Origin of the sequence: Gottfriedia acidiceleris (genome assembly GCF_036421055.1) — a bacterium.
Taxonomy (GTDB): Bacteria; Bacillota; Bacilli; order Bacillales; family Bacillaceae_G; genus Gottfriedia; species Gottfriedia acidiceleris_C.
On sequence record NZ_JAZGQS010000009.1, the window covers coordinates 1 to 17,720 of the forward strand.

The following is a 17,720-nucleotide window of genomic DNA, read 5'->3' on the forward strand; positions in this document are numbered from 1 at the left end:
AGCGCTGATTCTTTTACTAAAGAACCAGCGCTTTTTTATTTGTTGTTTTTTGAAATTTAAATTTTAAAAAATTTTAGTCAAAAAATTTATTTAAACGTTTATAAAAGAAATAGCCAACAACGGTACCAATTACCAATCCGATTACGTAAATAATCGTGTTATTTCCATTTGCAATGGTAGATGTTAATAAGGCGATTAATGTCGCTGAAAGATATACAAATATGATGTTTACGAATAAACCGAATTTTTTATAAACGAATAATTTGCCATTATTGACATTCGCATTTCTGTTATAACATAATAAACCGATGATTAAAAATGCAACAATATAAAGGATAATGATCGTTAAATTTCCGTAGTCTACTGTAGGATAGTGAACGATCTTTTCATTAAAATCCTTTGATATTGAAAGTTGGCCTGCTTGATATGGAATAGACCAACTAGTAATCATTTTTTCAAAGCTATTGATAGGTAATTTATAGTTGAAGATACCATTTAAGTTTGAATAAATACTAAAATAGATAATACTAGGTGAGAAAATCGTAAAAATAGTGAATAGAGTTTGAGAAAAATAATGACCTGTAATTGTTCCAATTGAAAGACCAATCGTAAAAAAAGCAATTGTAAATAGGAAAATGACAGAAAAAATCGTTACAAATGATGAAGCATCGATATAATTGTGTAGATTAGTATTGTAATGGATTAATAGAGTTAAAATAATTAATCCAACAGTCGCCATAAAAATATGCGCAATTCCAAATACCCATTTTGATAGATAAAGTTGTCTTGGTGAATAGGGAAGCGAAAATTGAAAATCAATTCCACCTGTATTTCGTCCAATTCCGATTAATAAGATACTTAAAATTAAGACAATGATTGGAGAAATAACTGCTAGCATACTAAAGTCAGATATATAAAGGTAAGGATCACTCGATTGAGTTAGTAATGCTCTTTTTAATTCATCCGTGTTATTGTAATAGCTAAATGGAAGAATAATCAAATAGATAAGATATAATAAAATAAGTGCAAGTCTAGATTGTTTAGAATTTATAAGCCACAATGCTTTACTAAACATATAAATCCCCTCCATCATTTATGAAAAATAAATCCTCTAATGTCAATGGAAGTTCTTCTAATAGAAGCGGATTTTCATTTTCCATTCGTTTTATATATTCGTTTTTATTTCCATTAATAATGATAATTGCTACCTTGCCTGTTTTTGAGAATACAGAAATAGACGGGTCATCTTCAAATATTTTAGGTAAACCATTTTCAAATGCAACTTGTAATTTATAAAATTGACTCGTACTGTCTTCCATTGTAGAGATTGAATTAATTCTTCCATCCTTAATAAATAAATATTGATCAATTATTTTTTCCAGCTCAGCAAGATGATGTGATGAAATAATCACTCCGACTGAGTTTGTGCTTGCATATTCAATGATTAATTGCAAAACTGTCCGTTTTACGACTGGATCTAAACCGTTAGTTGGTTCGTCTAAAATGACATATTTAGCATCTGTTGAAAACGTTAATAATAAATAGATAAGTGTTTTCATGCCTTTTGAGTATTTACGAAGAGAAGTATTAGGTAATTTATATTTATTTAATGCTTCTAGAAATTTGTGTTTATTGAAGTTTGGGTATGAATGTTCATAGATTGTTATAAGCTCTTTTACACTATATTGATTAATGAAATTCGTAGAGTCACTCATATATGCAATTTGTCTTTTAGTAATTGGCGATTCGTTAATCTCTTCATCGTCAATACTAATTGAGCCTTCGTCTGGAGATAAAATGCCAACGATTGTCCTTAAAAGAGTCGTTTTACCAGCCCCGTTTCTACCGATTAACCCTGTTATTTTACCTTTTTCTATTTGAAAGTTTAGCTCTTTTAACACTTCATGTTCATCTAGTTTTTTACTTAAATGATGGATATTCAACAAACTATTCAGCTCCTTTATTAGAATAAAACTCTTTTACCCAACTAATTATTTCTTCCTCTTTTACGCCATCTGTTAAACAATCAATTAATAAATTGGAAAGTTTATTTTTATATTTTAAAAGGGTATCTGTTGAAACAGTCTCTTTTGTTAATCCAATTACATATGTTCCTTTTCCCCTTATCGTTTCGATGACACCAGTGCGCTCTAGTTCTTGATAGGCTCTACTAACAGTATTTGGATTGATTAGTAATGTAGTTGCTAATTCACGCACGGAAGGAAGTTTATCTCCATTTACCAAAATCTTTTTTAGCATTTGTTCTTTTGTTTGTAGAACAATTTGCTCCCAAAGGGGTAAATGGCTTCTTGGGTCTAAAATAATCATCAAGAGATCACCACCTCAAATATTTTCTTAAGTGTATGGAGTGTATTAAGTGTATGGGTGTAATTAATACACTTTACTTATATCATATGTTCTCATATGTGTAAATAGTTCCATTCTTTCTAATATTTTCTTCTGTGGTTGATTAAACTACTTATATTTGGAAAAAATATGTATGAAAAGAATGGAGGGTTATAGATGAAAAGGGTATTATTAACTCTTTTAAGTAGTGTTATGATCTTTTCTTTATCACTACCTAAAGTAAATGCAAGAGAGACACAAAATAATGATGTAAGTTTGGCAAAAAGTGCATTATCTTCCGTAATTATTGAACAAGATACTGGGAAAATCTTATATGAAAAAGATGCTAGAAAAGAGCTTCCACCAGCAAGTATGACTAAGATTATGACAATGCTTATTATTATGGAAGAAATCAATAAAGGAAAACTCAGGTTAGATGATAAAGTAATGACAAGTGAACATGCTGCGTCAATGGGCGGATCACAAATCTTTTTAGAACCTGGTGAAGAGATGACAGTAAAAGAAATGTTAAAAGGGATTGCAATCGCATCAGGAAATGATGCATCGGTCGCAATGGCAGAGAAAATTGCAGGTACAGAAGAGGCGTTTGTTGCTCTAATGAATAAAAAAGTAAAACAGTTAGGATTAAAAAACACACATTTTGAAAACCCAACTGGGCTACCAGCACCTGGTCATTATTCATCTGCTTATGATATGGCAATCATGGGAAGAGAGCTATTAAAATATCCTTTAATCACAAAGTTTACTGGTACTTATGAAGACTACTTGAGAAAAGATACTGAAAAACAATTTTGGTTAGTTAATACGAATAAACTAGTCCGTTTTTATCCAGGAGCTGATGGATTGAAAACTGGATTTACTGCAGAAGCAAAATATTGTTTAACAGCAACAGCTAAAAAGAACAATATGCGAGTAGTTAGCGTGATAATGGGTGCACCAACTTCTAAAGAAAGAAATGCACAAATGACAAATTTACTTGATTACGCATTCAATCAATATCAAGTAAAGCAATTAATTAAACAAGGTGAGAATATCGAAAGGCTTAGTATTAGTAAAGGTAAGTCTAAAGGTGTAAATGTGATCACAAAAAGCCCAGTTTCAGTTGTATTGAAGAAGGGTGAAGCGATGAATAAAATTACAAAAGATATTCAGCTCAACAAAAATATTCAAGCACCAATTAAAAAAGGGCAAGTTGTCGGAATTTTGGTATTAAAACAAGGTAGTAAAGTTTTATCTAAAACAGACTTGGTTGCTAATAAATCGGTAAGTAAAGCAAATTGGTACGATTTATTTAAACGTACTGTTGGAGGATTCAACTAATTTTTTCCGACTAATTTCGAGTATTACTAAAAGATTTGGCGTTTTACCACTAGTTTTGTCATGCATGAAGGAATTCGGTTTAGTTTTAACGAAACTTTCAATAACCGTCAAATAAGGAGGTTATTGTAGTGAGTCTTAATATTGAACTTGAAGTGAAAAATGCAATCCTTTGTGTAAGACTTGCAGGGGAACTAGATCATCACACTGCCGAGGATTTACGTTTACAAGTAAACGAGGTATTAGAGTCACAGACTATCAAACATATTTTATTAAATCTTGAGCATTTAACGTTCATGGATAGTTCTGGTTTAGGTGTCATTTTAGGTAGATATAAAGTTATTCGAAATAAAGGTGGAGAAATGGTTGTATGTTCAATTTCTCCATCAATTAAACGGTTGTTCGACATGTCTGGTTTATTTAAGATTGTTCATTTAGCTGATGATGAGTCAAATGGACTTAATGTATTGGGGGTGGCATAATGCGAAATGAAATGAACCTTCAATTTTCCGCATTAAGTCAAAATGAATCATTTGCTCGTGTTACTGTAGCTGCATTTATTACACAGCTAGATCCTACATTAGATGAATTAACTGAAATTAAAACTGTCGTATCTGAGGCTGTAACAAATGCGATTATTCATGGATATGAAAATAATCCTGAAGGAATCGTATTCATTTCAGTTCTTCTTGAAGATCAAACAGTAACGTTAACAATTCGGGATGAAGGTATTGGTATTGCTGATTTAGATGAAGCAATGCAACCTTTATACACTTCAAAACCAGATTTAGAAAGATCCGGCATGGGATTTACGATTATGGAGAATTTCATGGATCAATGTGAAGTTGTGTCCACTATTAATGTTGGTACAACGATTACGGTTAAAAAGTACTTATCAAATAGCAATGTTTTAAGTAATTAAGGAGAATCGCCTATGGACGTAGAAGTCAAGCAAGATCAACCCCGTGCGCAGTTAAAGGACCATGAATTAAAAGAGTTAATTAAGCGTAGTCAGGCTGGAGATCAATTGGCTAGAGACAGCATCGTCGGGCACAACATGAGACTTGTATGGTCAGTTGTTCAGCGCTTTATTAACCGTGGATATGAACCAGATGATTTATTTCAGATTGGTTGTATCGGTTTATTGAAATCGGTAGATAAATTTGATCTATCTTATGATGTGCGATTTTCTACATATGCTGTTCCGATGATTATCGGAGAAATCCAACGATTTATTCGAGACGATGGAACAGTTAAAGTGAGTCGTTCATTAAAGGAAACGAATAATAAGATTCGAAAAGCAAAAGAAGAGTTAAGTAAAACGCTTGGAAGAATGCCAACAATTAATGAAATTGCTACTCATATGGAAATTACTCCAGAGGATGTTGTACTTGCACAAGAAGCTAGTAGAGCTCCTTCATCAATACATGAAACGGTGTATGAAAATGATGGTGATCCAATTACATTGTTAGACCAAATTGCTGATAACCATGAGACAAATTGGTTTGAAAAATTTGCATTAAAAGAAGCGATAAAACAACTAGATGATCGAGAGCGATTAATTGTCTATTTAAGATATTACAAAGATCAAACTCAATCAGAAGTTGCTGAACGATTAGGAATATCTCAAGTACAGGTTTCAAGACTAGAGAAAAAGATTCTCCAACAAATGAAAGACAAAATTAAATAAAATCTTGAGCTAAAAAAGCTGAAGAATCGTAGGAAATACAATACGATTTTCAGCTTTTTTATTTTGTCTTTATTTTGGCGTTATTTTATTGTAACTCCGGTTTCAAATTAAAGATGAACATCTTCAATTTCTACTATCAGACACTTTTTGAAAGGGCAAATGATTAACTTTTCCTATTTTTACTTACCGAACTATTGGAGATCAATCTTACTGGACTTATATTTTTGGGAAGTTTTCACATACTAGATGTAATTGAATTCATAAAGCTTTGAAACTGAGGGGAAAGTATGAATAAGGTGTTATACATTAAATTACTTAATCGAATCGTTGTACAAGTAGGTAAACGTGTACATCTAGGTGAGATTGCACGATTACAAGGGATTAATGTTGATTTAACCCAAATTCAAAACATTATTGTACATGAATCAAAAAAGGAGGATGGTACACATACAGTTATTGATATTCTAGAGCTTTTACCATTAATTCTTGAAATCGAACCTGATATTTCGTTTGAGATCGTTGGAGTGACGATGTGCATAATAGAACTTAAAAATGAAGTTTCAAAGGATCGTTTTTTCCTGTTTTGTTTCGTTTGGATCTTGTTATTTACAGGTTCTTCATTAGCAATTATTTATTTCCACGAAGATGTTAGCATGCAACAGGTTCAACAACGAATTTACTATATGATTACAGGGGAACATAATCATAAACCTTTATTACTTCAAGTACCATATTCTTTTGGACTAGGAATTGGGATGATTTTATTTTTTAATCAATGGTTTAAGACTAGATTAAACGAAGAACCGAGTCCTCTTGAAGTAGAAATGTTTCAGTATCAACGCTCAATGGATGAATATGTGCTAGTAAACGAAAATAAAAAGCCAAACAAAAGTGTAAATACCGATGATTAGAGAATTGTTTATAGTGTTTGTAGGTTTTTCGGGAGGTATAGCTGTTGGTACTGGCTTTGTAGCATTTTTATCAGTAATTGGAATCATTCCGAGACTAACGCAGTTAACAAAAACGGTTAAAAAAATTCGAGCTTATGAGTTTGCAGTTATTTTGGGAGCAATTTTTGGTTGCTGGATTAGTTTAAGAAATACTGTTTTTAATTTGCCGAATATCTTTTCAGTTTTTATTGGGCTATTAGCAGGTATTTTTATTGGGATGTTAGCTGCAGCGTTAACCGAAGTATTAAACGTTTTTCCAATCTTAGCGAAACGAATTGGCATTCAAAAGAAAATTGTTTACTTATTAATGGCAATTGCACTAGGTAAAGTTTTTGGGTCGTTATTTCATTGGATTTATTTTATAGAGTAAAGGATGGATGAAATGAGTGGGAAATTAAAAGCTAATTATAAAGAGAATATAAAACCATACCAACCAAAAAAGCCGGTATTAAAAAATTGTATTAAAGCGTTTTTAGTTGGAGGATTTATTTGTTTTTTAGGTGAGTGTATTACGAAAATCTATATTAACTATTTTAACTTTACTGAAAAAAATGTGGGTGATCCAACGGTAGCTACACTTGTATTAATTTCTAGCTTACTGACAGGGTTTGGTATATATGACAAAATTGGACAATTTGCAGGTGCAGGATCGGCTGTTCCTGTAACAGGCTTTGCCAACTCTATGACGAGTGCTGCTATGGAACATCGAAGTGAAGGTCTTGTTTTAGGGGTTGCAACAAATATGTTTAAACTAGCTGGTTGTGTAATTGTTTATGGAGTTGTTTCGGCATACATCGTTGGAATGATCAGATACGCATTTAAAGTATTCTTTTAGGAGGTGAGTACATATGGCTTTAGTCGGTAAACAAACGTGGGAGTTTCAAAATGGTGTTTATGTCCAAGCATCTGGAACCGCTGTAGGACCAAGAGAAAACTTGGGACTGTTAGGTGGCAAATTTGATTATGCTTATGAAGATCTACATTGTAATGAAGATAATTGGGAATTAGCAGAAAGAGCATTAATGAGAAATGCAATTTCAGTTGCACTAAAAAAAGCAAATAAAACTGTTGAAGATATCGATGTATTTTTAGCAGGTGATTTACTAAATCAAAATGTTACTGCAAACTTTATGGCAAGGGAATTGCAACTTCCTTTTTTATGTATGTTTGGTGCATGCTCAACTTCTATGGAAACAGCTGCACTAGGTGCACAGTTAATCGATAGTGGCTATGCAAAAATGGCATTGGCAGCAACAAGTAGCCATAATGCTACTGCTGAAAGGCAATATCGATACCCTACAGAATATGGTGGACAAAAACCAGATTCTGCAACTTTTACAGTAACTGGAGCAGGAAGTGTTCTCCTTTCTAATAAAAAAAGCAAAATAAAAGTTAAAAGCGCAACAATTGGTACCGTTCAGGATTTAGGATTGACAGATCCATTCGACATGGGCTCTGCCATGGCACCAGCAGCAGCATATACAATCGTACAACACTTTAAGGACACAAATACGACACCTGATGATTACGATTTTATTGTAACAGGAGATCTTTCCGCTGTAGGCGCACCAATTTGCGAGCAACTAGTGAGAGAAGAAGGGTATGACATGGCAGGAAAATACAATGATTGTGGATTGCTAATCTATGATCGAGAAAATCAGGAAGTTTTTGCTGGCGGAAGTGGATGTGCTTGTTCAGCGGTTGTAACATATGGTCATTTATTTCAAGAATTAAATAAAGGCACTTATAAACGAATTTTAGTAGCGGCAACCGGTGCTCTTTTAAGTCCAACAATGATTCAACAGAAAGAATCAATTCCAACTATTTCACATGCTGTCGTTTTCGAAAGCTGTTAGGAGGTGTTCAGATGGATTTTGTTAATGCTTTTATAGTAGGAGGTCTAATTTGTGTAATTGGGCAATTATTTTTTGATTTCACAAAATTAACACCAGGGCATGTGATGTGCATATTTGTAGTAATTGGGTCAATTTTAGATGGGTTTGGCATTTACGATAAGTTAATAAAATTTGCCGGTGCAGGTGCAACCGTTCCAATTACTAGTTTTGGCCATTCATTATTACATGGAGCGATGGCAGAAGCGAGTGATCACGGATTTATTGGTATTGGAATGGGGATCTTTTCCTTAACTTCATCTGGGATTTCAGCAGCAATTTTATTCTCATTTATAATTGCACTTATTTTTAAGCCAAAAGGTTAACTTATGAAAAAGAAAAGGATCATTATCGTAACCGACGGAGATGTATATGCACATCGGAGCATTGAGTATTTGGCAAAGCAATTTGGCGGATGCACAATATCACAATCTAAAGGTAATCCCACTAAGTTCTCTGGAAAGAGAATGGTTGAAATCATAATGCAAGCACAAAAAGAACCAGTATTTGTATTGTTTGATGATAGTGGCTTTATGGGAGAAGGTCCTGGAGAAAAAGCTTTAAAATATGTTGCGAGTGATAAACATATTGAAGTTATTGCTGCACTTGCAGTAGCATCAAATACACATCATCAAGAATGGACAAAAGTAGATGTAAGTATCGATAATGAAGGGAATTTAACTGAATACGGTGTCGATAAGTATGGAGTACCGGATATTGAAATCGGAAGAATAAATGGAGACACCGTTTATAACTTAGATCAACTAAATATTCCTTTCATTTTAGGAATCGGCGATATTGGAAAAATGGGTGGAAGAGATGATATTGAAATCGGTTCACCCATTACAAGAAAAGCAATTGAATATATTCTCGAGAGGAGTGAACTCAAATGACTACGAAAAAAGAGCCGACAAAACTTACAAATAAATTAGTGACAAATGCTCATACAATAAGTGATCGAATAGGTTATGGAGTAAGTTTTGATGTCGGAAAACGTGTGATATTTGTAAATAAAGTTGAAGTAAATCTATACTATGTTAACGGATTAACAGATACAAGCTTTATTCAAAGATTCCTTGATGACTTAATTGGGTTAGAAAAAGTCGAGAAAAATAAATCGATGTTTAAAAATATTGAGGATACAATTGTCCATCAATCAGTAGAGATCGTTTTAACTTTTGAAGATGTTATTAAGAAAGTATTATCTGGCTTAATCGTAGTATTAGTTGATGGGGAAGACAAAGGACTTGCAGTCGATGTTAGAAGTTATCCTGGACGTGGTCCAACAGAACCGGATACAGAGCGAGTAGTTCGTGGTTCGCGAGATGGTTTTACTGAAAACATTATAAATAATACTGGCCTAATTAGAAGACGTATTCGCGATGAAAATTTAAGAAATGAAATTCTTCAAGTAGGTGAAAGTTCAAAGACAGATATCTGTTTATCTTATATAGAAGGTTTAGCGCACGCTGAACTTGTTAAAGAAGTTCGGGATCGAATTACAGGTATCCACGTTGATGGTCTTACAATGTCAGATAAGAAATTAGAGGAATTTATTTTAAAGCAAGGGTATAATCCATTTCCTTTAGTTAGATATTCGGAAAGACCTGACGTTGTTGCAAACCATATATTGGAAGGACATGTATGTATTATCGTAGATACTTCCCCAAGCGTAATCATAACGCCTGCAACATATTACCACCATATGCAACATGCTGAGGAATTTAGACAAACTCCTACAGTCGGAACATTCCTTCGTTGGGTCCGTTATATGGGGATATTTATGTCAGTCTTTTTATTACCATTTTGGTTACTGTTATGTAATTATCCAGAGGTTTTACCAAAATCATTAAGTTATATAGGTCCAAAAGAAACAAGTAATATTCCAATTTATTTACAATTAATTATTGCAGATGTAGGGATTGAATTCCTAAGAATGGCAAGTATACATACACCAAATGCAGTTTCCACTTCGATGGGGATTATTGCAGCCGTATTGATTGGACAAGTCGCAATTGATGTTGGCCTTTTCCAACCAGAAGTAGTATTATATACAGCTGTGTCAATGATTGGATCATATGCGACACCTAGTTATGAGCTAGCACTTGCAAATAAACTAGCCAAATTCTTGATATTAATTTTTACTGCAATATTAGGTGTTAAAGGTTTTATGATTGGTTCAACATTATTTATACTGTTTTTAGCAAGCCTCAATACTTTAAATACACCTTATTTTTGGCCATTTATCCCATTTGATGGTAGAGCCTTCTGGCATTTAGTGATCCGTACAAAAGCTAGTGAAAGTCAACATCAAAAAGGTGGAAAAACAATCGGTGATGCTACCATTTAATTTACTTATAAATAAAAGAGGAAACTGTCCTTACTGACAACACCCTCAAGAATGTACTAGCGCTGCGAGTGCTATCTCTACAGCGCTTTTTATTTTTAGTAGATAAAATTGTACTTTTTATAGGAATAACCAATTTTCATCAGATTTTATGGTGGTAGCTTTTACTCAAAATACCTATACTAGTAACGTTACTCTTTATTTGCGTTTCTATGGAGTTAAACTGAAGTTTTTGTTAATTTTAATTGCGATTCTCAAATTATTTGCACAATCAAGGCTTATGTAGCTAGGGCTTATGCGTCGCTCAGTTCATTCCCATGGGACAAGCATACTACAGTGAAAAAAACTTCTTTTTAACAAAGAAAAACCCGGTTATTTTTAGTAACCGGGTTTTTTATTATTATTTAAAGAATGAAAGAATCGCATCAAATAATGCGGAGAAGAAATCTTTAAGTTTTTGAATAAAAGATTGACCTTCTTTAGAATTTAGGTATTCTGAAATTTTATTTTTAGCTTTGGTCAATTGGTTTCCTACTTGATCCCAATTTATATTTAAATCTTTCATTTTTTCAAATAAAGACATTAAACTAGCCTTTTGATCTGCAGTTAATGTAATACCAAGATCCTTTGCTAATCGATCAATTAATGATTTTAATTCATCGGTTGACATATTTGGATTTTTAGCTAGTTCTTCTTTCACTTTAGTGACAAGTTGTACAGCTTTTTCATTACCTACTGAATCACCAAGCTCAGCAGTTTTAACCATTTCTTCATTTGCAACTTTTTTAACATCATCAGGTATAACTTCACCTGAACTTAGCTCATAAGCCTTCATAATCCCAGTTAAAGCAGCTGTACCAGAGACTTGAAATGGTGCAGTAATGACAATATTTGCATCCTTTAATCCAGCCGTGATTAAAGCATTTGTATACATTGAGTTAGTAACCCATGAAATGTTATTTGATTGAACAACGATACCTGTATTTTTTTCACCAATTGTAATCATAGCAGATGAAAGAGCTCGAGTACCGATTTGAGCACTAGGCACAGTACCATCTAAATATTTATGCTCCTCTTGATTTGAAACAGTCACAATTCTAGCATCAGATGGCGCACCCATTTCAGCTAATAATGATTTCTTTTGCGTTTCAGATAAATTTTGCCCAAGAGTAACAATCGTTTCACCCGGAACAGCATCAGCAAATACCGATAAAGGCATAGCTACTAATCCCATTGATAAGGTGAACGCTAATAACTTTCGTTTTAACAAAGAGACACTCCCTTTACAATAATCCATTTTTTACATCTTACAACACTATTATAGTACTTTTCGAAAACTTGTCATTACTTTTTGTTTTTTGTATGATAATATCAGCGTTACTAATTTATTCAGTAATGAAAAATATAGGACAATTTAAGTCTTATAAAGTTGTACATACATAAGGAGGATTTTTTATTATGAAAAAAGCAAGTATTACATTTGAAAATGGTGAACAAATCTTAATCGAATTATTCCCAGAGCATGCACCAGGTACAGTTGAAAACTTTGAAAAATTAATCCGTGAAGGTTTTTACAATGGACTAACTTTCCACCGTGTAATTCCTGGATTTGTATCTCAAGGTGGAGATCCAAACGGTAATGGAACAGGTGGCCCAGGATACAAAATTAAATGTGAAACTGTTGGTAACCCATTAAAACATAAAGCTGGAGCTTTATCAATGGCACATGCTGGAAAAGATACTGGCGGTAGCCAATTCTTTATCGTTCACGAGCCACAACCACATTTAGATGGCGTACATACAGTTTTCGGTCAAGTAATCGAGGGTATGGATACAGTTTTAAGAATGCGTAATGGCGATGTTATGCAAGAAGTGAAGGTTTGGGACGAAGAATAGATTTAAGTGTTTTGACCGAGTACTTTAGTAACAAAGTATGTTCTGAAAAGCTTGATATATCAACTTTTCATATACATTTTAATTTTTTGTAAGAGATAAAATAAATAAAAAGTAGACTAACATTTCTGTTAGTCTACTTTTTATTTACATTTATATATTTTTCCTTTTTGTTCAAATAATAAAGAATAAGTAAATTTTACGACAAGACTAAAGAATATTTATTAGTAATGATCCTTATAATTCTGTCTTTCCAAATTAGATCTCAAATAAAGAAAACCACAAAGAAAATTTCTTTGTGGCTCATTGTTGATTGAACAGAGAAATTATTCGATAAACAGCTCGAACTATTTATTGAACATTAATTTGGATGTAAATTTAGTTTTAATTGTTTCACATTCTATTGCATGTTATTTCTTCTAATATTTTTGACTATTTTAATCTATTTCCACATGATTTTTTTATTTGCACTTGCCCAAATTTAATTTCACTTCTTGTTCGCCCTTTTATTTTGCATTTAAAAACGCTGTTGATAATAAATTTGGTTGTAATAGGAGTTTTGATAATTAGTATGGTTCTGCTGATTTACAAATTCATGCTGATTATGAGCTTGTCGATTACAGTTTTTTGGTGGTCCTATAAATATAGAAGGTTGTAAATTTGCTGTTGCATTTTTCCATTGGTTTTCATCAAGACAGTAAGTATGTGAGACGATATTTGAAGGTGTAAATTTCATTAAATCAGAGAATAAAATTACATCAGGGGAAGGCGCATTAAATATTGCTAATAGATGAGTATTGTCAACAGTTGCAATTTCATAATGCCACCATCCTTGTGGTACGTTTGCAACTTGACCAGGAGTAATTGGGAAATTTAATAGTTGCTTTGTATAAGGATTCAAAATCGATACAACTGCGGCCCCAGAAATACAATATACTAATTCTGATGAATTTTGATGATAATGTGGCTCTACAACATTATTTACACTTAAATATATATCCAATAAAGACAAATTATCCAAAGTATTCAAATCATTAACGCTTAATTGATTGATAAAGTTTTGATTATCTTTCACAAAGGCATGGTTTTTATTGATATCATAAGTAAATTGAATACTTGGCGATGTATAATCTAAATCTAATCTCATAATGATCACCCTTTTATAGAACTCTAACTAAAATTTACTGTATTCAAACTTCTAAAATTGGTGACAAAAGCCTATAAGGTGGGAAGGACAGGAAGAATAATAACTAGTCTCTAAATTATTTAATATTCTCTCTTGTATCATAGATCCCGTTTTTTTCTCTCTGATTTTTTAGACTTGACAGAAAAATGTGAGAATTATATATTTGAAATATTGATATATTTGGAACGAATTTTTTATATTTACCGTACTATAGAGGGATAATCAATCATATATTATGTATTGGTTTAGAAGCAAATTAGAGTTTTAATAATTTTTAAGAGGGGTTAACATGTTAATTAGGTATAAGAAAACATATGAGAAAATTGCAATGGGCCTGCTTTCGTTTATGCCGAATGAAAAGAATGTGAAGAGCTTAGTAAATACGATTAAAGATTATGAAACTAAAGATGATAATCATTTATTCCTTTGGAAATTAGACGATATTGTTGGGATTATTGGAATACAACTACTACCAGATAAGGTTATTATGATTAAACATTTAAGTGTAAACCCTTCATTCCGAAATCAAGGTATTGCAACTTCACTTTACGATGCTATTAGATCTCAGTATACAGACTATACAATCGTAACAACTCAAGAAATTGCTTCATTTATTGAACATTGCCATGTTAGTTTGAAAGTATTATAGAAAAAGGTGCTCAATATCCTGAGCACCTTTTCCTATAACGCTAATTTTTTCTACGTAATTCTAATTGTTTTAATCTTTCCGAAATGACATCTGTTCGATCTCTTGTAGAATGTTTATTAATTAAATCTTCCGTAAAAGTCGAGTAATTTTCTTTTTGATTTTGATATCTTTCTATTAATTCTTGGTCATATATTGGGAGATCGAAAGGGTGAAATTCCGTTTCGTTTTGAAGTTTTAGCTGTAAATCTGATATGATTTGTTGAAAGCGCAATTGATCAATTCCAGCCATATTCACTAAATTAAAATCATTTGAAAAGGTAATGACGTGTCGAAATAATTTTTTAGCACCAGTAAAGTTTCTTCTTCTATAATGATATAACACTACCGATAATCTGATTAAACCTAACCAGACCTTTTTATATTGATCATTTAATTCAAGTTTCCATTGTTCCTCAAGAATTTCATGACATTCAAAAAAATCTTGATCGAAATGGAAATGACATAAATATTTTATGTATCGTTCGCTTTTATTGTAATGGACCAAGTTTTTCACCTCTTTATTACTAAAATTTTATCAGAAATGGAATGATTTAAAAAGAAGAAAGCCTAGAGCTAATGTCTAGACTTTCACGTTTTGTTTATTCACAGGGTTAAATTAACAGACGAAAGCACATCCAACGATGATTAATAAAATAAATAATACTACGATTAAAGCAAAGCCCCTGCCGTGGCCAAAACCGCCGAACTCTGGAGAAACAGCACCTTTACCCATGAAATAACCTCCTTACCAAAAAAAAATTCTCTTGCACTGATATCTTATGAAAATTTGAAGAAAATGGTATAGGCGCAAAACTAAAAATTTAGGAACAAAGTAACTTCATCGATGAAAAAACCTTTTCTGTTTTATAGTTTTATGAAATAATACTTTATACTGTTATAGAGTATATTTTTATTTTAAAGTAAGTTGGTGAGTAGTTTGTGAAGCAATATGAAGTTAAAATTGATGCATTTGAAGGGCCATTAGATTTATTACTTCATTTAATTCAACGATTTGAAATTGATATTTATGATATACCTGTATCTGAAATAACAGATCAATATGTTTCATATATTCATACAATGAAAGAATTAGAATTAGATATTGCAAGTGAATATTTAGTGATGGCAGCTGAATTACTTGCGATGAAAAGTAAAAGTATTTTACCTAATCATGAAGAACAAGCTGATTGGGATGCAATACTTGAAGAAGACCCTAGAGAAGAATTAATGAATCGATTAATAATATATAAGCAATTTAAAGAAGCGGCGATCGTATTTCAGGAAAAAGAATCCGAACGGGCGATGATTTTCACACGAAACCCGGTTGATTTGTCTGAATATGGACCTAGACCAGAAGATATTGTCATGCCGACTGATGTGACAATATACGATATGTTTGGTGCACTTCAAAAGCTATTTAAACGTAAAAAGCTACAAGAACCGCTACAAACTAAAATTGTTCGAGAAGAAATATCAATCGAAAAAAGAATGGGCGAAATTATTACCTACTTAAAAAGTATAAAAAAGAGAACTAATTTCATCAGTTTATTTCCATATAATGATAAAGAAAGTATTGTAGTTACTTTTTTAGCGATTTTGGAGTTAATGAAAACAAAAGACATTGTAGTAGAACAGGAACAAAACTTTTCAGAAATTTTTCTAACATCACGGGAGGTTTTTGAAGATAAGCAAGCTGAGGTGTACTTGTAATGGAACAGGAAAAAAGATTAGTAGGAATTCTAGAAGGACTTTTATTTGTAGCAGGCGATGAAGGGATATCAATCGTCGAGCTATCTGAGACTTTAGAATTAACTCAAACCGATGTATTAGAATTAATTGAGAGTCTAAAAAGAGAATATGAAAATCCTAACAGAGGATTACAAATTAGAATTTTAGCTAACAGATATAAACTTACTTCAAAGAGGGAGCATGGTGAGTTTTTCAAAAAATTAGTTGAAAGTCCATCGAACTCTTCGTTGTCACAAGCAGCATTAGAAACTTTAGCGATTGTTGCATATCAACAACCAATTACTAGGACAGAAATTGAAGATATTCGTGGAGTTAAGACTGAAAAACCAATTCAAACTCTTGTTTCGAAATATCTAATTAAAGAAGTTGGACGGGCTGAAGGTACTGGACGTGCAATTTTATATGGCACTACTTCAGAGTTTTTAGATTATTTTGGCCTAAAAAACATTAAAGAATTACCTCCACTACCACAAGATTTAAAAATGGAAGAGGTAGAAGAAGAAGCAGATCTATTTTTTAGCAAATTTGAAAAACAAGATTAGTTAAAAAATTCTGCAAATCTAACTGTATCCTATGTTAAACTAGTAATATGGAAATCTTGGAGGGTGAAAGAATTGTTAATTTATAATTGTCATGGGTATGAATTAGTAAAGGCTCAACCAAACACTTCAGAAGATTTTTTTAATCGTTCTGAAGTTGAATATGAATACAATGGTCAAAAAATTGTAACTTCTGTCTTATATGTTCGCTTTTTTGAAGAACAACTTTCTGAAGTAAGTGATTTAAAAACAAGATTAGATGAAAATGGCGATCAATCAGTAGATTTCCGTGATATAGTTGCACTTGCGTTAATTATTAAAAATCCTGATTATCGTGGAAGAAAGCGAATATATATTAATGAATTAGATCAATTTGTAAAAGAGCTACAAGGTGCTGATTTTGATAAATTAGTTGGATATGTGAGAAGTATTAAACAAAGTTCAAATAAAATTGAAATATCGATCTAAATTAACGGAGGGAAAAAAATGTCGAATAAGATGGTAGAGCATCAATTAAAAATTGTTGGTAATCAATTAGGGATTGTTGGTCTAGAGTGTAATTTATTTTTAAATAAGAATTCTTTACCGTCATTTCAACATGAAAACCAAGCAGTGGATTCTAACTACTTAGAAAAAATACTTTCTTCATTACGTAGAATTACAGTATATTGTGAGGATGCTAAAGAAGTTTGTGAGAAAATTTTAAGTGGACAGTTCCATAAAGCAACAGCTGAAGATACTTTACATAAAATTTATCACAGATGTATCGCAGAATTCTTCTCTCCTAAAAACGATGCATGGTATGAAAATAGTCGTTCAGCATACACTGGTAACCAAGCAATTACATTTTTTAAAACTGTACCAGATACGATCCAAGACCTATTTTCGTCATTAGAAAAAGTTTTTCAACAAATGCGAGAAGAACTTGAGTATTATGAAACAGATTATTCAACAAAACTTATGCAACAATACAAACAATAATTAGAAATTAATTAAATGTAAATAATAATGTGAAAAGAACAAGACTAGAAATTTTCTAGTCTTTTCATTTTGAACAAAACTCAAAAAAATTGGATATATCTAGAAATTTTTAGCTAAGATA

Annotated in this window: 24 protein-coding genes; 17 read left to right on the forward strand and 7 right to left on the reverse strand. The window is 32.2% G+C overall.

Annotated elements, in window-relative coordinates; translation table 11 throughout:
• Nucleotides 1–73 precede the first annotated feature (73 nt).
• From RAH41_RS14510 to RAH41_RS14520, 3 genes are read right to left on the reverse strand one after another with little or no spacing between them, the layout of a single operon-like run.
• Nucleotides 74–1,075 carry an ABC transporter permease subunit gene (locus RAH41_RS14510; protein ID WP_331223420.1) on the reverse strand — a complete coding sequence of 334 codons (1,002 nt, stop codon included), beginning with the start codon at nucleotides 1,073–1,075 and terminating at the stop codon, nucleotides 74–76.
• A complete protein-coding gene (locus tag RAH41_RS14515) occupies nucleotides 1,068–1,946 on the reverse strand; it encodes an ATP-binding cassette domain-containing protein (protein WP_331223422.1) in 879 nt (292 codons plus the stop codon). The genes RAH41_RS14510 and RAH41_RS14515 overlap by 8 nt, the downstream gene beginning before the upstream one ends.
• A gap of 1 nt (nucleotide 1,947) precedes the next feature.
• On the reverse strand, nucleotides 1,948–2,328 hold the full coding sequence (locus RAH41_RS14520) for a GntR family transcriptional regulator (RefSeq protein ID WP_331223741.1): 381 nt from the start codon (nucleotides 2,326–2,328) through the stop codon (nucleotides 1,948–1,950).
• Nucleotides 2,329–2,523: 195 nt separating this feature from the next.
• Here RAH41_RS14520 and RAH41_RS14525 point away from each other — a divergent pair, with 195 nt between their 5' ends.
• The 11 genes from RAH41_RS14525 to RAH41_RS14575 all read left to right on the forward strand — a co-directional run bounded on the left by RAH41_RS14525 (nucleotide 2,524) and on the right by RAH41_RS14575 (nucleotide 10,566).
• Nucleotides 2,524–3,687: a D-alanyl-D-alanine carboxypeptidase family protein gene (locus RAH41_RS14525; RefSeq protein ID WP_331223423.1), complete on the forward strand. Its 1,164-nt coding sequence runs from the start codon at nucleotides 2,524–2,526 to the stop codon at nucleotides 3,685–3,687.
• Nucleotides 3,688–3,815: 128 nt separating this feature from the next.
• The gene (gene spoIIAA / locus RAH41_RS14530; RefSeq protein ID WP_069031806.1) at nucleotides 3,816–4,166 is read left to right on the forward strand and encodes an anti-sigma F factor antagonist; all 351 of its coding nucleotides are present in this window, start codon (nucleotides 3,816–3,818) and stop codon (nucleotides 4,164–4,166) included.
• Complete coding sequence (spoIIAB, locus tag RAH41_RS14535) at nucleotides 4,166–4,606, forward strand: anti-sigma F factor (RefSeq protein WP_025672021.1); 441 nt, start codon at nucleotides 4,166–4,168, stop codon at nucleotides 4,604–4,606. The genes spoIIAA and spoIIAB overlap by 1 nt, the downstream gene beginning before the upstream one ends.
• Nucleotides 4,607–4,618: 12 nt before the next feature.
• Nucleotides 4,619–5,374: an RNA polymerase sporulation sigma factor SigF gene (gene sigF, locus RAH41_RS14540; protein WP_056466881.1), complete on the forward strand. Its 756-nt coding sequence runs from the start codon at nucleotides 4,619–4,621 to the stop codon at nucleotides 5,372–5,374.
• A gap of 287 nt (nucleotides 5,375–5,661) precedes the next feature.
• On the forward strand, nucleotides 5,662–6,285 hold the full coding sequence (locus RAH41_RS14545; protein ID WP_331223426.1) for a stage V sporulation protein AA: 624 nt from the start codon (nucleotides 5,662–5,664) through the stop codon (nucleotides 6,283–6,285).
• Nucleotides 6,278–6,694 (forward strand): stage V sporulation protein AB, encoded by a 417-nt coding sequence (locus RAH41_RS14550; RefSeq protein ID WP_331223427.1) that lies wholly within the window; start codon nucleotides 6,278–6,280, stop codon nucleotides 6,692–6,694. The genes RAH41_RS14545 and RAH41_RS14550 overlap by 8 nt, the downstream gene beginning before the upstream one ends.
• A gap of 12 nt (nucleotides 6,695–6,706) precedes the next feature.
• A complete protein-coding gene (gene spoVAC, locus RAH41_RS14555; RefSeq protein ID WP_025672025.1) occupies nucleotides 6,707–7,159 on the forward strand; it encodes a stage V sporulation protein AC in 453 nt (150 codons plus the stop codon).
• Between the two features lie 13 nt (nucleotides 7,160–7,172).
• Nucleotides 7,173–8,180, forward strand: a complete 1,008-nt coding sequence (spoVAD, locus tag RAH41_RS14560) for a stage V sporulation protein AD (protein ID WP_331223430.1) — start codon at nucleotides 7,173–7,175, stop codon at nucleotides 8,178–8,180.
• An 11-nt stretch (nucleotides 8,181–8,191) separates the two neighbouring features.
• The gene (gene spoVAE, locus RAH41_RS14565; protein ID WP_097979052.1) at nucleotides 8,192–8,542 is read left to right on the forward strand and encodes a stage V sporulation protein AE; all 351 of its coding nucleotides are present in this window, start codon (nucleotides 8,192–8,194) and stop codon (nucleotides 8,540–8,542) included.
• Between the two features lie 3 nt (nucleotides 8,543–8,545).
• The gene (locus RAH41_RS14570; protein WP_331223433.1) at nucleotides 8,546–9,109 is read left to right on the forward strand and encodes a stage V sporulation protein AE; all 564 of its coding nucleotides are present in this window, start codon (nucleotides 8,546–8,548) and stop codon (nucleotides 9,107–9,109) included.
• Complete coding sequence (locus RAH41_RS14575) at nucleotides 9,106–10,566, forward strand: spore germination protein (protein WP_331223435.1); 1,461 nt, start codon at nucleotides 9,106–9,108, stop codon at nucleotides 10,564–10,566. Before RAH41_RS14570 ends, RAH41_RS14575 begins: the two co-directional genes overlap by 4 nt.
• A gap of 397 nt (nucleotides 10,567–10,963) precedes the next feature.
• On the opposite strand, the gene RAH41_RS14580 is transcribed toward RAH41_RS14575, so the two are convergent.
• The gene (locus RAH41_RS14580) at nucleotides 10,964–11,860 is read right to left on the reverse strand and encodes a DUF1002 domain-containing protein (protein WP_331223437.1); all 897 of its coding nucleotides are present in this window, start codon (nucleotides 11,858–11,860) and stop codon (nucleotides 10,964–10,966) included.
• A gap of 161 nt (nucleotides 11,861–12,021) precedes the next feature.
• Here RAH41_RS14580 and RAH41_RS14585 point away from each other — a divergent pair, with 161 nt between their 5' ends.
• Complete coding sequence (locus RAH41_RS14585) at nucleotides 12,022–12,459, forward strand: peptidylprolyl isomerase (RefSeq protein ID WP_069031815.1); 438 nt, start codon at nucleotides 12,022–12,024, stop codon at nucleotides 12,457–12,459.
• 514 nt (nucleotides 12,460–12,973) lie between these two features.
• On the opposite strand, the gene RAH41_RS14590 is transcribed toward RAH41_RS14585, so the two are convergent.
• Nucleotides 12,974–13,603, reverse strand: a complete 630-nt coding sequence (locus tag RAH41_RS14590) for a cupin domain-containing protein (protein WP_331223438.1) — start codon at nucleotides 13,601–13,603, stop codon at nucleotides 12,974–12,976.
• A 328-nt stretch (nucleotides 13,604–13,931) separates the two neighbouring features.
• Between RAH41_RS14590 and RAH41_RS14595 the strand changes: the two genes are divergently transcribed.
• Nucleotides 13,932–14,291, forward strand: coding sequence for a GNAT family N-acetyltransferase (locus RAH41_RS14595; protein WP_331223439.1), 360 nt, complete (start codon nucleotides 13,932–13,934; stop codon nucleotides 14,289–14,291).
• Between the two features lie 40 nt (nucleotides 14,292–14,331).
• Here the strand turns inward: RAH41_RS14595 and RAH41_RS14600 are convergent, their stop codons facing one another.
• On the reverse strand, nucleotides 14,332–14,835 hold the full coding sequence (locus tag RAH41_RS14600; RefSeq protein ID WP_331223442.1) for a DUF309 domain-containing protein: 504 nt from the start codon (nucleotides 14,833–14,835) through the stop codon (nucleotides 14,332–14,334).
• A gap of 111 nt (nucleotides 14,836–14,946) precedes the next feature.
• On the reverse strand, nucleotides 14,947–15,063 hold the full coding sequence (locus tag RAH41_RS14605; RefSeq protein ID WP_331223444.1) for a YjcZ family sporulation protein: 117 nt from the start codon (nucleotides 15,061–15,063) through the stop codon (nucleotides 14,947–14,949).
• A gap of 206 nt (nucleotides 15,064–15,269) precedes the next feature.
• On the opposite strand from RAH41_RS14605, the gene RAH41_RS14610 reads away from it, so the two are divergent.
• The 4 genes from RAH41_RS14610 (at nucleotide 15,270) to RAH41_RS14625 (ending at nucleotide 17,599) form a co-directional block, all read left to right on the forward strand.
• Entirely contained in the window at nucleotides 15,270–16,040 is a 771-nt protein-coding gene (locus RAH41_RS14610) for a segregation/condensation protein A (RefSeq protein WP_331223446.1), read from the forward strand.
• Complete coding sequence (gene scpB / locus RAH41_RS14615; RefSeq protein ID WP_331223447.1) at nucleotides 16,040–16,621, forward strand: SMC-Scp complex subunit ScpB; 582 nt, start codon at nucleotides 16,040–16,042, stop codon at nucleotides 16,619–16,621. Before RAH41_RS14610 ends, scpB begins: the two co-directional genes overlap by 1 nt.
• Before the next feature lie 72 nt (nucleotides 16,622–16,693).
• Nucleotides 16,694–17,086 (forward strand): hypothetical protein, encoded by a 393-nt coding sequence (locus RAH41_RS14620; RefSeq protein ID WP_331223448.1) that lies wholly within the window; start codon nucleotides 16,694–16,696, stop codon nucleotides 17,084–17,086.
• 18 nt (nucleotides 17,087–17,104) lie between these two features.
• Nucleotides 17,105–17,599: a DUF3907 family protein gene (locus RAH41_RS14625; RefSeq protein ID WP_331223450.1), complete on the forward strand. Its 495-nt coding sequence runs from the start codon at nucleotides 17,105–17,107 to the stop codon at nucleotides 17,597–17,599.
• Nucleotides 17,600–17,720 lie beyond the last annotated feature (121 nt).

Coding starts and splice junctions, on each gene's coding strand:
- RAH41_RS14510 (WP_331223420.1), bottom strand. CDS start 1,075: ATGTTTAGTAAAGCATTGTGGCTTATAAATTCTAAACAATCTAGACTT.
- RAH41_RS14520 (WP_331223741.1), bottom strand. CDS start 2,328: ATGATTATTTTAGACCCAAGAAGCCATTTACCCCTTTGGGAGCAAATT.
- RAH41_RS14525 (WP_331223423.1), top strand. CDS start 2,524: ATGAAAAGGGTATTATTAACTCTTTTAAGTAGTGTTATGATCTTTTCT.
- spoIIAB (WP_025672021.1), top strand. CDS start 4,166: ATGCGAAATGAAATGAACCTTCAATTTTCCGCATTAAGTCAAAATGAA.
- sigF (WP_056466881.1), top strand. CDS start 4,619: ATGGACGTAGAAGTCAAGCAAGATCAACCCCGTGCGCAGTTAAAGGAC.
- RAH41_RS14545 (WP_331223426.1), top strand. CDS start 5,662: ATGAATAAGGTGTTATACATTAAATTACTTAATCGAATCGTTGTACAA.
- RAH41_RS14550 (WP_331223427.1), top strand. CDS start 6,278: ATGATTAGAGAATTGTTTATAGTGTTTGTAGGTTTTTCGGGAGGTATA.
- spoVAC (WP_025672025.1), top strand. CDS start 6,707: ATGAGTGGGAAATTAAAAGCTAATTATAAAGAGAATATAAAACCATAC.
- spoVAD (WP_331223430.1), top strand. CDS start 7,173: ATGGCTTTAGTCGGTAAACAAACGTGGGAGTTTCAAAATGGTGTTTAT.
- spoVAE (WP_097979052.1), top strand. CDS start 8,192: ATGGATTTTGTTAATGCTTTTATAGTAGGAGGTCTAATTTGTGTAATT.
- RAH41_RS14570 (WP_331223433.1), top strand. CDS start 8,546: ATGAAAAAGAAAAGGATCATTATCGTAACCGACGGAGATGTATATGCA.
- RAH41_RS14575 (WP_331223435.1), top strand. CDS start 9,106: ATGACTACGAAAAAAGAGCCGACAAAACTTACAAATAAATTAGTGACA.
- RAH41_RS14580 (WP_331223437.1), bottom strand. CDS start 11,860: ATGGATTATTGTAAAGGGAGTGTCTCTTTGTTAAAACGAAAGTTATTA.
- RAH41_RS14585 (WP_069031815.1), top strand. CDS start 12,022: ATGAAAAAAGCAAGTATTACATTTGAAAATGGTGAACAAATCTTAATC.
- RAH41_RS14590 (WP_331223438.1), bottom strand. CDS start 13,603: ATGAGATTAGATTTAGATTATACATCGCCAAGTATTCAATTTACTTAT.
- RAH41_RS14595 (WP_331223439.1), top strand. CDS start 13,932: ATGTTAATTAGGTATAAGAAAACATATGAGAAAATTGCAATGGGCCTG.
- RAH41_RS14605 (WP_331223444.1), bottom strand. CDS start 15,063: ATGGGTAAAGGTGCTGTTTCTCCAGAGTTCGGCGGTTTTGGCCACGGC.
- scpB (WP_331223447.1), top strand. CDS start 16,040: ATGGAACAGGAAAAAAGATTAGTAGGAATTCTAGAAGGACTTTTATTT.
- RAH41_RS14625 (WP_331223450.1), top strand. CDS start 17,105: ATGTCGAATAAGATGGTAGAGCATCAATTAAAAATTGTTGGTAATCAA.